This is a genomic window from Cutibacterium nasicola (genome assembly GCF_051303185.1).
Lineage (GTDB): Bacteria > Actinomycetota > Actinomycetes > Propionibacteriales > Propionibacteriaceae > Cutibacterium.
In genome coordinates this window covers 671048-683373 of record NZ_JBPPGE010000001.1, presented here as the reverse complement: position 1 = coordinate 683373, position 12326 = coordinate 671048, and the positions used below count along the sequence as shown (strand labels likewise).

Here is a 12326-nt window from a genome sequence, read left to right as displayed (position 1 = left end):
GGAAGGATTCGACTCCACCTATGGCTGGCATATTTGCACGACTTTCGACGGTGTTCCGTTCCAAGGCGAACAAGGCCCTCGACAAGGTCGAGGACCCTCGCGAGACCCTCGATTACTCCTACCAGCGTCAGCTCGACATGTTGCAGAAGGTGCGCAGGGGCGTCGCCGACGTCGCCACGAGCCGCAAGCGCGTCGAGCTGCAGATGAACCAGTTGCAGGCTGACGTCGACAAGATGCAGAACGCGGCTGCTCGTGCTCTTGAGCAGGGCCGTGAGGATCTCGCTCGGGAGGCACTGACCCGTAAGGCGACCCTGCAGGCTCAGCTCAACGACCTGCAGACCCAGCACGCCACCTTGCAGGCTGAGGAGGAGAAGCTCATCCGCGGCTCCCAGCGTCTTCAGGCCCGTGTGGATGCCTTCCGCACGAAGAAGGAGACCATCAAGGCCACCTACTCGGCGGCCGAGGCCCAGGCCCGTATCAATGAGGCCTTCACCGGTCTCAACGAGGAGATGGGCGACATCAGCATGGCGATCACGCGTGCCGAGGACAAGACCATGGAGCTCCAGGCCCGCGCGGGAGCCGTTGACGAGCTCATGGCCAGTGGGGCCATCGAGGATCCCACCAGTAGCTGTGGAGACGACATCACTCGCGAGCTCGACAACCTTGCCAGTGACCATTCCATCGACGCTGAGCTGTCTGCCCTCAAGGCACAGCTGGGTACCGGCCACGACAACTCAACTCCGGAGCTGGAGCCCGGCTCCGATATGGGGATGAACCCGGAAACTGGATCGCGTGCTGTGCGGCGTCAGGAGGACCAGTCATGATCATTCGTATCGTTGGTGAGGGCCAGTGGCAGGTGCCCGACACCGAGATGGACCATCTCAACCGCATCGATTCCCGCGTCGAACACGCCATCGAGACCACGTCGCAGAGCGAGCTCACCGAGGCTCTCTCGGAATTGGTGACGATCGTCCGCACTGCTGGCACGCCGATTGTCGACGACAACATCGTCGACTCGGACCTCATCGTCCCCGATGTCTCGGCGACGATCGAGGAAGTCTCGGTCTGGCTCTCGGAGAACCCTGCTGGAGACGGCCTCATCCCCGGCTGACGAAGGTGAGACGTCCCCGTTCAGCTGCACGCTGAATTGCCACAGTTCGATGTCGACGGTGCGCGGCGGATAGAGTGGACGACGCGACGGGACGACATACCCGCCCGATCCACCTGGATCGACCGCCCGGGTCATCTCCCCGGGACCGTCCACCACACGTTCTTGGAGTCCACATGACCGACACCGTCAACGCCCCCACCACCGATGGAATCATCCTCACCGACGCCGCCGCGGCCAAGGTGAAGTCCCTGCTCGATCAGGAGGGACGCGACGACCTCGCCCTGCGTCTGGCCGTGCAGCCGGGCGGTTGCTCGGGTCTGCGCTACCAGCTCTTCTTCGATGAGCGCCACCTCGACGGTGACGTCGTCAAGACCTACGGCGGGGTCAACGTGGTGACCGACCGGATGAGCGCCCCCTACCTGGCTGGCGCCACGATCGACTTCATGGACACCATCGAGAAGCAGGGATTCACCATCGACAATCCCAACGCGACCGGTACTTGTGCCTGTGGGGATTCCTTCCACTGAGTCGCTGACTACTGGGATCACTTCCCGGGCATACCCTCGGAGGTCTTTGAGCCGTCCCCGTCAGTCCAGCTGGACTGACGGGGACGGCTCAGTTTCGCTATTGCTCGGTGCAGCAGCCACAACAATCAGCTGTCCCCACCGGGTCGGGGCGGGCGTTCAATGGGGAAGGATGAGCAGGGGACGCTGATTCAGCTGTCGACACGACCCTGACCGGGACGTGCCCCGAAGTGTCAGAAGTGGTCCTGGACGTTCAACCACATGGAGCAGAAGATCCCGGATGTCGACGGAGTCGTCATCCATGAGGTGGGCGCCATTGGGAGGAGCCCGGATCTTAACCAGTTGGACCCCACTCCGACGAAGATCGGTGTCGGTCGAGGACGACACCACGTGCCTCCAGCATGCCGGTACCTGGGCGTTGGAGTTGTCGGGGATCATGGCCCTGAGGGTGCTCTTCTCCGTCCTTCGTCGGAGGATGCTACGCGGTTCTGGCTCAGATGGCCTCTGCGATGGGCTGGGAACCGTCGCGGAAGCGAATGAAACGGCCAACCGTGGTCTCGTCATCCAGACAGGCAAGAGCGGTCTGAGCAACGGCCTCGCGGGACACTGTGGCGTCCTCGTACTCCTCGTCCTCCTCCAGCACATGGATGCCGGTGGCGGGATCATGGCTGAGGGTGACCGGACCAAGGATCGTCCACTGCACCGTCGAGCTCATGGTGTGACGGTCGGCATCTGCCTTCGCGTCGGCATAGGGGAAGAAGTCGTTGTCCGAGGGAATGCCGTGGTCGGGACTGCCACACCACGAGATGAGCACGAACCGCGGCCCGCGGGGGGAGCGCGCGATGGCGTCGACGAGATGCTTGCAAGCATCTCGGTCGACGGCATAGGTGTCCTCGGGTCCGCCCTTGCCGCCCGCCCCGGCTGACCACACCACGGCGTCGTGGTCGTTGACGAGATCGTCCCACTGGGAAGGCCGTAGGGAGGTCACATCGGCGACGATGGGATTTGCGCCCCACATGACGACATCAGCAGCCTGGTCCTCACGCCGAATGACGGAATCGACGTGGCGACCCTTCGAGGTAGCGTGCTGCGCGAAGTGCTTGGCCACGTGTCCGTGGCCACCGATGATGAGGATTCGATCTGCTGTCATGCCCCTCACCCTAGAACCGACCAAGGTCGGGTCAAGGTGAGTGACGGTGACAGTTCGCCATCAGCTCAGGTCCAGCTGTGTTGCAGGGCGCGTCCCTCCTCATATCCCGAGGGGGACTGCACACCGATGACGGCCTTCTCGTGGAACTCCTTGAGGTTGGCCGCTCCGGCGTAGGTGCAGGAGGATCGCACCCCGGAGGTGATGAAGTCGACGAGGTCCTCAACCCCAGGACGCTGGGGATCGAGGTACATCTTCGACTGGGAGATCCCTTCCTCGAACAGAGCAGCGCGGGCCCTCTCAGAGGCGCTGCGCTGGCGGGTGCGGTGGCGCACTGCGCGGGCCGAGGCCATTCCGAAGGATTCCTTGTACAGGCGGCCGTCGTGATCGACGAGCATGGCTCCGGTGGATTCGTGGGTGCCGGCGAACCACGAGCCGATCATGACCGATCCGGCTCCGGCTGCTAGGGCGAGGGCGACGTCACGGGGGTGGCGGACGCCTCCGTCGGCCCAGATGGCCCCGTCGACCTCGGCGGCCGCTTCAGCACACTCCAGAATCGCGGAGAATTGCGGACGCCCGACGCCGGTCTGCATACGGGTGGTACACATGGCACCTGGCCCGACACCAACCTTGATGATGTCGGCCCCGGCCTCCAGCAGGTCCAGGGTGCCGCTCCGGGTGACGATGTTGCCGGCCACGATGGGGATACGGCGTCCGGTCCTCTCCTGGAAGGTGGTGCGGGCCTCGTCAGCCACGCCAATGGCCCGGATCATCTGGTCCTGGTGGCCGTGAGCGGTGTCCATGACGAGAACGTCGGAACCGGAGCCCAGTGCGTTACGGGCGCGGCCGGCGACGTCGCCATTGATCCCGATGGCAGTACCGATCATGAGGTGACCGTCGGGATCGACGGCAGGACGGTAGATCTCAGCGCGCAGGGCGCCACGCGATGTCATGATGCCGACGAGGACGCCGGTCTCGTCGACGGCCACAGCGACCTTCTGGTGCCGCTCCGCGAGGACTTGGAAGACGTCGTCAGGGCTGGCATCGGGCCCGACCAGGGCGAGGTCGGTGGTCATGACCTCGTGGCACTGGGCGAAGCGGTCCACTCCCTCCGCCTCGGCGGGGGAAACCAGACCAACGGGGCGATGGTCCTCAATGACGAGCACGACGCCGTGGGCGCGCTTATTGAGCAGGCTCATGGCCTCGCCGACGGTCGTCGTCGGACTGACGGTGACCGGGGTGTCGAAACGAGTGTGGGCAGCCTTCACCCGACGGATGGACCTTGCGACGAAGTCGGCGGGAATGTCCTGGGGCAGGATCGCGATGCCTCCACGGCGGGCGATGGTCTCGGCCATTCGCCGTCCGGAGATTGCGGTCATGTTGGCCACGACGACGGGTAGGGGAGTGCTCAGTCCGTCGGTTGACGTCAAGTCGACATTCATCCGCGACCCAACCGAGGAACGGTTCGGGGCCATGAAGACGTCGTTGTACGTCAGGTCGTAATTCGGCTGCTCATTGAGAAAACGCACGTCCTCATTCTCCCACGTCGTCACCTTGCGGTCATGTCTTGACGAGTCGCGGCACACTGGTGTCATGAGCTCGATCGTCGATGACGTGCTGGCGGCGGTGGAAGCCCTGCCGCCGAGAACAGTGGTGTCCTACTCAGACGTTGCCGAGCTCGTCGGAACCTCCCCGCGCCGGGTCGGCTCAATCATGGCCAGGCACGGTCACGAGGTGGAGTGGTGGCGAGTTACGAGTGTTCGCGGAACCCTGCCGGACCACCTCATGGCTGAGGCTCGCTGTCACTGGGACGACGAAGGGTTGGATGGGGGCCCAGGAATGCTGCGCGTGCATGTCCCCGATCCGCAGGAGTGGGAACGCAACTGGCAGAGGTTGCGCATCCAGGCATGACGGCCCCGGCCGAGGAGCCTTCACAGGGTTCAGACGGGATCGGCAGGATGTGCACCTGACAAAAGCGGTCCTTTGCCCGCCGAGGTGATACCGGTCATCTCAGTAGTCAGGACGGCCTCGGCCCAGTGAGGCCCGGCAGGCTGTAGCATCAACTGTGGTGCATCCGGCCCACTACTGGTGGCCGGCAGTTCAGTCAGTCCCACGTCGTCGAGGGAAAGGGCCGCTCATGGGTGACAAACATGGGGAGCCGTCACGCGCTCTCAAGATTCTCGTTTACTCAGATGATCACACTGTTCGTGAGCAGGTGAAGGTCGCGTTGAGCGGGATGATCGCCTCGGATCTTCCACGTGCCGAGGTCATCGAGACAGCTACCGAGGCCTCGGTCGTCGGTGCTGTGAGCAGTGGGCACCACGACGTCCTGATTGCGGATGCCGAATCGACCCCGTACGGCGGAATGGGGGTGTGCCATCAGCTCAAGGATGAGGTTGAGGACTGCCCTCCGGTAGTTCTCCTGGTGTCACGCATCGCCGATGCCTGGTTGGCGTCCTGGTCCCATGCTGACGCCATCGCCACCCATCCCGTCGATCCGGTGGCCCTGCCCCAGACGGTTGCCGCGGTTGTTCGTGCGTCTCGCGGCGAGGCTGTGAAGCCCGACGAACAGACCGGCTGACTCAAAGGAATGTCATGTCCGAGAATCGCATCGACGAATTCACCTGGGCCGACCTGCTGACCGATCTTGTTGCGAGGCGCGACATGGATCGTGGCACCGCCGCCATGGCAATGGAGAGGGTCCTGTCCGGTGAACTGACTCCAGTACAGGTTGCCGGCTTCGCAGTGGCACTGCGGGCCAAGGGTGAAACCGCCGACGAGATCGCGGGCATGGCGGAAGGAATGATTTCCCGGGCCACACCGCTGGAATTGGATCGCGATGCTGTTGACATCGTCGGTACCGGTGGCGACCGCGCCAATACTGTCAACATCTCGACGATGGCGGCCCTGGTTGCTGCTGGCGCCGGGGCCAAGGTCGTCAAGCACGGCAACCGCGCTGCCAGCTCCGCCTGCGGGACGGCAGACTGCTTGGAGGCTCTCGGTGTCGGGGTCGACATTGACCCGGATCGCCAGGCGGACGTTCTTGACGAGGTGGGCCTGGCCTTCCTCTTTGCCCCGCGCTACCACGCCTCTTTGCGTCATGCCGCTCCGGCCCGCAAGGAGCTCGGCATTCAGACCACCTTCAACCTTCTTGGCCCATTGACGAACCCGGCCCGCCCGCACGCTGCGGCGATCGGTATCGCGGATGGTGCCATGGCTCCGCTGATCGCGGACACCTTGGCCACGCGAGGCACTCGGGGACTGGTCTTCTATGGCGAGGATGGTCTCGACGAGCTGACGACCACGACGAGGTCGCAGGTCTGGGTCATCTCTGACGGACAGGTTGCCCAGAACGAGATTGATCCGGCGGCCCTGGGCCTGACACCGGCTGCTCCAGCTGACCTGGTGGGAGGGGACCCGCAGTTCAACGCTGGTGTCGTCCACAAGGTGTTGGCGGGAGAGCGCGGTCCGGTGCGCGACATCGTCCTGCTGAACGCGGCGGCAGCCCTGCTGGCATATGACGGTCCCAAGGTTGATGACGACGTCGCCCCGCAGCTGGCACACGAGTTGGAGCGTGCGGCCCAGTCCATTGATTCCGGGGCCGCCAGCGATCGCCTCGATAGCTGGATCTCGGTCACCTCAGACTGATCGCGAGAGCTACCCACGGCCCGGCCCACAAGGCCGGGCCGTATGCGAATGTTGATCCCCATGGCGAGGGTCGGTGTCGGCGAATGAGTGTCGTCACGATCGCGACTACTGCTCCCAGCATGGTTGCGGCAAGCAAGGTCGTCATGCCAGCTTGGAAGGTGTCTGGGTGAGGGGCAAGGATGCCCGTCGTCGCACCGAGAAACCCCGTTCCGGCGGACAGCCTGACGTCCCCATACCCGAGGGAGGAAGTCAGCCGCCACATCAGCCAGAAAAAGCCGGTCGCTACCGCTGCCGTGGCAACACATCCGGCCAGAGTTGGTAAGTGTGGTGGCCACGTGACGACCAGGCCTGCGATGAGTGCGACTGCTGATTCGGCGACACAGCGGCGCCATAGCCTTACCGGCAGGAAGGTGGTGGCTTGATCGACGGCCACGAGGGTCGCGACCGACCCGGACCAGACCCACCAGAGTCCCCAACTCCACCTGGGAGCGGAGGTCGAGGAAAAACCACATACGGCGGCTGTAGCCATGACGACGAGGGTCCGAATCGGCGTGGCAAGGGAGTCATATCGCGGCTTGATGCCCAGGACCCCCTCACCTACCTCATCGACAGTTGGTTCTGTCAGCCGGGGTACGGTGACGAGGAGATGCCACAGCGCGAGCCCGCAGGAGACTGCGATCCCGAGGACGGCCCACATGGGGGTGGCTCACAAGGACGTGAGGGGCTCGGCAGTGGCGAGCAGCCCACGAGCCTCACATGCCGCGCGGCCCCGAAGCCGCGTCATCTCGGTGCACATGTCCGCCGTTCCGTCAAGGAGGGCGTGAGCCTGGGGAATTGTCACGTCGAGCATGGTGGCGATGTCCTCGACGTCACAACCAGTTTTCTGGAGGGCGAGAGCCCTGGCCCGGGTACTTCCGGCTGGTACGCCCCTGCCTCGTGCTGCCTCGACGTCATCGACACTGACCGTGAGGATGCGCATGGCATCGATGGCACGAATCCGTTGCAGGGGACGGTCGCCCTGTCCGGCGAGTCGTCGCACGGTTTGGCTCGGGACGTGCGCGAGGAGGGCGATGACTCGCCACGGGACGCGGCACTCATGAACGAGGGAACGGACGTGGAGGGAGAAGTAACGGGCGTCGACCCATGCTGTCGGCGTCGTCGAGGACTGGAGATCGGGGCTGGTCATGTGACAGGCCTTTCTGTCGGTGGTGTGTCCTCCCAAGGGGTATGGAACACTCTTCTAATAGGCATAAGTGCCATCACAGACGCCGAATGTGACATCAAAAATGTATTGTTACAGGACTGTAACATTTCAGGCTGCGCAACGAGACTTAGGTCACATAAATCGGGGATGCGAGGGGAGCCATGTCATCTCCACGAAACGGTCGCCACACACCACGACGGGGCCCGTCGAGTGACGAGCCCCGTCGAAAGTGGGGAGTGAGAACCTCAGCGCTGGGCCTTGGTGAACCCGGCAGCCTGGGCGGCCTCCTCAGTAGCGAACCACACGTCGGCGATGGTGCGGTCGTAACCGCCGGAACCGGGGACGTGGTACTTCATCGAGCGGTCATTGCCCTTGATGACGTATTCCTTTGGCGGATTCTCGCCGACGTACGAGGTGGCCTTCGAATTCTCGTCCTTCGTGCCCTCCTCGGGAGCCTCGGTGGTCTCGGCGGTCGTCTCGGGAGCAGCGGCAGCGGGACCACCCTCGTTGGCCATCGCGGCGACGGGGTCGGCCGGAACCGACGTGCCGTCCGTCTTCGGCTCCGGCTTGTCGCCAGACTTCGGAGCGGGCTTGTCGGTCGCCTTGCCCTTGTCCCCCGGAGTCCACGAATAGGTGACCTTGGGCTCGTGGGCAGTCCAGCCATCGTCGGAGGAACTCATGAAGCGTCGGCCGGCGACGACGGCAGCAGCCGAGATTCCGCCGAGGACGGCGAGAGTGCCGAGCACCTTGCCGAGCTTGCTGCGGTGCTTGGCCTTTTTGACCGACGTGGTCTCGACGCCGGCCTTGGCGGCCAGCTCGGTCGACTCACCCTTGAGGGCGGAGACGGCGGCCTGTCCACGGCGGGTGGCCTCCTCGACGGCGGGCATGGCGGCAACCCTCTCGGCGCGTTCCTCGAGGCCAGGAAGAACATCCTTCTGGAAGGTGTCATAGGCCTGGTGGAGGGCCGGGACGACCTTGTCCTGGGTGTACTCCTTCGAGACGTCAAGTGCCTTCTTGCCAGCCTCGACAGCCTGGTCGGAAATGGGTCCGAGCTTCTCGGAGATGGGGCCAATCTTGTCCGAGAGCTGGTCTGTCAGCGGTCCGATCTTGTCATTGACCTGCGCGGCCAGCGGAGCAGCCTTGTCCTGGGCGGCTGTGAGGTATGCGGCGGCGATCTCCAGCGCCTGTGCACGCTGCTCCTTGAGCGTGCTGGGGCTGCTTGCGGCGGCGGTCTTGCGGGAAGCCTTCTTCTTGCAGGACACGGTTCCTCCAATTCATATGGGATTAAGCTCGTGATCGAGCACCGTCCACGGTATCCGTCAAATGGCTCGCAGACCAGGGATTCGCAGTTCCTGGTGTTCACCGGAGAGCCAATCCCAGCCAGTAGGGCGGGAGAGTCAGTAGTCTGGAACTGACCACATCGTTTCTCACAGGAAGGCAGGCAGGTGGCCTCTACCGCGACTCTGCACACCAACCACGGCGACATCGTCCTCAATCTCTTTGCCGATCAGGCCCCCAAGACCGTCGAGAATTTCGTCGGACTGGCTGGCGGCACCAAGGAGTACGTCGACCCGCACACCGGTCAGCCGACCACTGGCAAGTTCTATGACGGCTTGACCTTCCACCGTGTCATTGACGGCTTCATGATCCAGGGTGGTTGCCCTCTCGGTACCGGAACTGGCGGTCCCGGCTACCAGTTCGCTGACGAGTTTCACCCCGAGCTCGTCTTCTCCAAGCCCTACCTGTTGGCCATGGCGAATGCTGGTCCGGGCACCAATGGTTCCCAGTTCTTCATCACTGTTGCCCCGACCCCGCACCTGAACCGTCGCCACACCATCTTCGGCGAGGTAGCGGACGAGGAGTCCCGCAAGGTCGTTGACGAGATCGCTCAGGTTCGCACTGGCCGTATGGATCGTCCGGTCGAGCCGGTCGTCATCGAGAGCGTCGAGCTTTCCTGATCCTTGAGCCCCGAGTCTCGCGGAGTTGTTCGCGGGGCCGGGTACCTGCCCCGAGGTGGCCGCACCTCGGGGCGTTTCCACCACTGTGGCCTTTCCGTCGTTGACGGCCTTGTGACCAGAGGAGATTCATGCCTGACCGCTGGAGTGAACACCCCGTCCGTCCTGCCCCGGCACTGTGTCCGGCCTCGCTGGCCCTGGCCGTCGCGACCGTGCTGGCGACGATCGCGGCACGATTCACCCCTTTGTCATCGATGCTGGCATCCGGAGCGGTGAAGGCCTATGACTTCCAGGTCTGGCGACCGCTGGTTTTCTCCTTGACGGCGTCATCCGTCTTCAGTGCCGTCCTGAGTGGTCTGCTCCTGGTACTCATCGGCCATCAGATCGAGCCGATGATCGGTTCGGTGCAGTTCGCGTTCTTGTACCTGCTGTGTGGGGTCGGTGGATCGACAGCCATCAGCCTTGCGGGAGTGCCGTACTGCGTCGAAGGATCCATGTGTGGCTTGTTCGGCTTGATGGCGGCATCGGCAGTCGTCAAGTACGCCCAGAAACAAGACATTCGCGCGGACATCATCTTGCTGACGATGTTCATCATCTGGGCCATCGTGATCGGGTCGAACACCTGGATCGCCGATATCGGTGCGGTTGTCGTTGGAGCGGTGTCGGGCTGGGTGTGGCTGCAGACCCGGTGGTTCTCACGGCGTCGCCGGACCGGGGCGGGGTTGGCAATCCTCGCAGTGTGTCTCGCTGCCCTCATCGTCACCTGGGTGGTGTGAGGCGGCTACTCGCGCGGCGAGTTCCTCGGTGGTCACGCAGCAGTGAGCTGGCCATGACCATTCCCCGGTGATGTCGACGAGCCGGACTCCGGGTTCTTCGAACCATGATGCGACCAACTCGGCTTCCTCGACGGTGCATGCCGGTAGACCTGGTGGGGGAGTGACGACGGTCTCGGCCGTCGCACAGATCGCATCGATGACGGGCATGGGGTCAATTCCTGCGCGGCATCGTCCTGCTCCGGTCAATCGTCCGTGTCGGATGACGTGAATCTCCCAGAAAGCACCTTCCCGCCGGGCCGCCACAATTTGGCGGCAGGACGCCAAGGACGCCAGCCGGGCACGTCGGCGGGTGGTCCTCAGCACTTCGCGAGCGTCCTCGGTGTATTCCGCGGCCTCCTCGAAGCGCTCGGCGTCGGACAGGTGGGCGATTCGTTCCGCAAGCCGATCTGTGAGGTCCCGGACGTCCGAGATCATGGCCATGCGAGTGCGGTCGATGAGTGCTGAGTACTCGAAGGCGGGATTCAGGCAAGGAGCTGAGCATCGTTTCATCTCGGCTAACGGGCAGCCGTCAGGATGACGTGACAGTGGGCCGCTGCACTGTCGAAGGCCAAACGCTTCAGCGAGGACAATGGCGGCGCGAGTTGCCGCGCGACGACTCGTGAACGGTCCCCAGGGCGGCTGTGATCCGCGATCAGCACGTCGCACCACAGAGGTACGGGGATGAGTCTCTTTGGTGAGGGTGACCCACCACACCGATCCCTGGTGACGCGAACGACGGTTGTACCGCGGTTGGTGGGCATCGATGAGACGTAGTTCTCGCACTCCCGTCTCAAGGCGAGTTGAGCATTCTCGGGCCTTCACCCCTGTTGCAACCCGAATCATCTCGTCCATCCGGCGCCGCGTCTCGGAGGCTGTGAAGTACTGCGACACCCGGCGTCGAATGTTGACCGACTTGCCCACGTAGAGCACCTCGGGTGGGGAAGGCGCCGGTTTGTCGAGGCAGAACCAGTACACACCAGGGCCTTCCGGAAGGTCCTTGGCCCACACCCGGCGGCGCCGCCGAGCTCGGGGGACCCGGTGAGTCATCTCCAGCAGGTCTTCCATCGTGGTGACACCGAGGTTTCCCACCCGTTCGATGAGACCGTGCAGGACATCGACGGTCGCACGAGCATCGGCCAGCGCGCGATGGGACGGCGTCGTCGTGGTCCGAAACAACTGGGACAAGGTGCCCAACTTGTAGTTGCGAACCTCGTCACGGGAGAGTACGGAGCGAGCCAATGCCAGGGTGTCCACGACACCAGGGTTCGCCCACGAGTAGCCGTGCTCGGCATAGGCCCGCTTCAGGAAGCCGACGTCGAAACGGGCATTGTGGGCGACCAGCACCGTGCCCCGACTGAATTCTGACCAACTCGGTAGGACAGCGGCCAGTGGCGGTGCCGTCCGGACCATGGCGTCCGTGATACCGGTGAGGACCTGGATGGAAGCCGGAATTGTCCCGGAAGGGCGAACGAGGGTCTGGAACTCGCCCTCAACGTGACCTCCGCACACCTTGACAGCCCCGATCTCGGTGATCTGGGCATTGTCGCCGGTACCAGTGGTCTCGAGGTCGACGACGCAGAAGGTGACGTCGGACAGAGGAGTGCCCAGATCGTCGAAAGACGGCTGGAGCGATGCGGCACTCATGATGGGGACGGTAGACAGTCCCGGCGACAAGAATGCTGCACATGAGCGAGAACGGTGGAGAACAGTCTTGTCCGAGTCGTGTTGTGCACATGTGTTGACGATATTCGCGCAGTGCTGTGAGCGGGTTGCGCCAACGAGTTGCCCTGCTCCTGAGGACCGCATAAGATTCTCTCAGTTGGCGGGCATGGTCCTGATCCGACGACCACATCGCGGTTGGATGGATGATACGGTGCGTATCGCGTGATGACGCGGTCGGGCCGGACAGGTGATGGTGAAGG

The 12326-nt window shown here is 63.8% G+C and carries 14 protein-coding genes; 8 read left to right on the top strand and 6 right to left on the bottom strand.

Features of this window, described 5'->3' with window-relative positions:
- The first annotated feature begins 20 nt into the window (after nucleotides 1-20).
- The 3 genes from ACSJJT_RS03225 to erpA all read left to right on the top strand — a co-directional run bounded on the left by ACSJJT_RS03225 (nucleotide 21) and on the right by erpA (nucleotide 1638).
- Nucleotides 21-824: a PspA/IM30 family protein gene (locus ACSJJT_RS03225; RefSeq protein ID WP_435916895.1), complete on the top strand. Its 804-nt coding sequence runs from the start codon at nucleotides 21-23 to the stop codon at nucleotides 822-824.
- Entirely contained in the window at nucleotides 821-1111 is a 291-nt protein-coding gene (gene pspAA / locus ACSJJT_RS03220; RefSeq protein WP_435916894.1) for a PspA-associated protein PspAA, read from the top strand. The genes ACSJJT_RS03225 and pspAA overlap by 4 nt, the downstream gene beginning before the upstream one ends.
- Nucleotides 1112-1284: 173 nt before the next feature.
- Nucleotides 1285-1638, top strand: coding sequence for an iron-sulfur cluster insertion protein ErpA (gene erpA / locus ACSJJT_RS03215; RefSeq protein ID WP_435916893.1), 354 nt, complete (start codon nucleotides 1285-1287; stop codon nucleotides 1636-1638).
- 490 nt (nucleotides 1639-2128) lie between these two features.
- On the opposite strand, the gene ACSJJT_RS03210 is transcribed toward erpA, so the two are convergent.
- Both ACSJJT_RS03210 and ACSJJT_RS03205 read right to left on the bottom strand, forming a co-directional pair.
- Nucleotides 2129-2785 carry an NAD(P)H-binding protein gene (locus tag ACSJJT_RS03210; RefSeq protein WP_435916892.1) on the bottom strand — a complete coding sequence of 219 codons (657 nt, stop codon included), beginning with the start codon at nucleotides 2783-2785 and terminating at the stop codon, nucleotides 2129-2131.
- Between the two features lie 65 nt (nucleotides 2786-2850).
- Nucleotides 2851-4377: a GuaB1 family IMP dehydrogenase-related protein gene (locus ACSJJT_RS03205; protein WP_435916891.1), complete on the bottom strand. Its 1527-nt coding sequence runs from the start codon at nucleotides 4375-4377 to the stop codon at nucleotides 2851-2853.
- Here ACSJJT_RS03205 and ACSJJT_RS03200 point away from each other — a divergent pair.
- The 3 genes from ACSJJT_RS03200 to trpD all read left to right on the top strand — a co-directional run bounded on the left by ACSJJT_RS03200 (nucleotide 4376) and on the right by trpD (nucleotide 6430).
- Entirely contained in the window at nucleotides 4376-4693 is a 318-nt protein-coding gene (locus tag ACSJJT_RS03200) for an MGMT family protein (protein ID WP_435916890.1), read from the top strand. The genes ACSJJT_RS03205 and ACSJJT_RS03200 overlap by 2 nt on opposite strands.
- Before the next feature lie 226 nt (nucleotides 4694-4919).
- Complete coding sequence (locus ACSJJT_RS03195) at nucleotides 4920-5363, top strand: response regulator transcription factor (RefSeq protein WP_435916889.1); 444 nt, start codon at nucleotides 4920-4922, stop codon at nucleotides 5361-5363.
- A 14-nt stretch (nucleotides 5364-5377) separates the two neighbouring features.
- Nucleotides 5378-6430 carry an anthranilate phosphoribosyltransferase gene (trpD, locus tag ACSJJT_RS03190; RefSeq protein WP_435916888.1) on the top strand — a complete coding sequence of 351 codons (1053 nt, stop codon included), beginning with the start codon at nucleotides 5378-5380 and terminating at the stop codon, nucleotides 6428-6430.
- On the opposite strand, the gene ACSJJT_RS03185 is transcribed toward trpD, so the two are convergent.
- The 3 genes from ACSJJT_RS03185 to ACSJJT_RS03175 all read right to left on the bottom strand — a co-directional run bounded on the left by ACSJJT_RS03185 (nucleotide 6417) and on the right by ACSJJT_RS03175 (nucleotide 8896).
- On the bottom strand, nucleotides 6417-7127 hold the full coding sequence (locus ACSJJT_RS03185; protein ID WP_435916887.1) for an A24 family peptidase: 711 nt from the start codon (nucleotides 7125-7127) through the stop codon (nucleotides 6417-6419). The genes trpD and ACSJJT_RS03185 overlap by 14 nt on opposite strands.
- Nucleotides 7128-7136: 9 nt before the next feature.
- Complete coding sequence (locus ACSJJT_RS03180) at nucleotides 7137-7616, bottom strand: hypothetical protein (protein WP_435916886.1); 480 nt, start codon at nucleotides 7614-7616, stop codon at nucleotides 7137-7139.
- Between the two features lie 263 nt (nucleotides 7617-7879).
- Nucleotides 7880-8896, bottom strand: coding sequence for a sunset domain-containing protein (locus ACSJJT_RS03175; RefSeq protein WP_435916885.1), 1017 nt, complete (start codon nucleotides 8894-8896; stop codon nucleotides 7880-7882).
- 183 nt (nucleotides 8897-9079) lie between these two features.
- Here ACSJJT_RS03175 and ACSJJT_RS03170 point away from each other — a divergent pair, with 183 nt between their 5' ends.
- Nucleotides 9080-9592, top strand: coding sequence for a peptidylprolyl isomerase (locus tag ACSJJT_RS03170; RefSeq protein WP_435916884.1), 513 nt, complete (start codon nucleotides 9080-9082; stop codon nucleotides 9590-9592).
- 251 nt (nucleotides 9593-9843) lie between these two features.
- The gene (locus ACSJJT_RS03165; RefSeq protein ID WP_435917056.1) at nucleotides 9844-10365 is read left to right on the top strand and encodes a rhomboid family intramembrane serine protease; all 522 of its coding nucleotides are present in this window, start codon (nucleotides 9844-9846) and stop codon (nucleotides 10363-10365) included.
- On the opposite strand, the gene ACSJJT_RS03160 is transcribed toward ACSJJT_RS03165, so the two are convergent.
- Nucleotides 10285-12048: a DEDD exonuclease domain-containing protein gene (locus ACSJJT_RS03160; RefSeq protein WP_435916883.1), complete on the bottom strand. Its 1764-nt coding sequence runs from the start codon at nucleotides 12046-12048 to the stop codon at nucleotides 10285-10287. The genes ACSJJT_RS03165 and ACSJJT_RS03160 overlap by 81 nt on opposite strands.
- Between the last annotated feature and the right edge of the window lie 278 nt (nucleotides 12049-12326).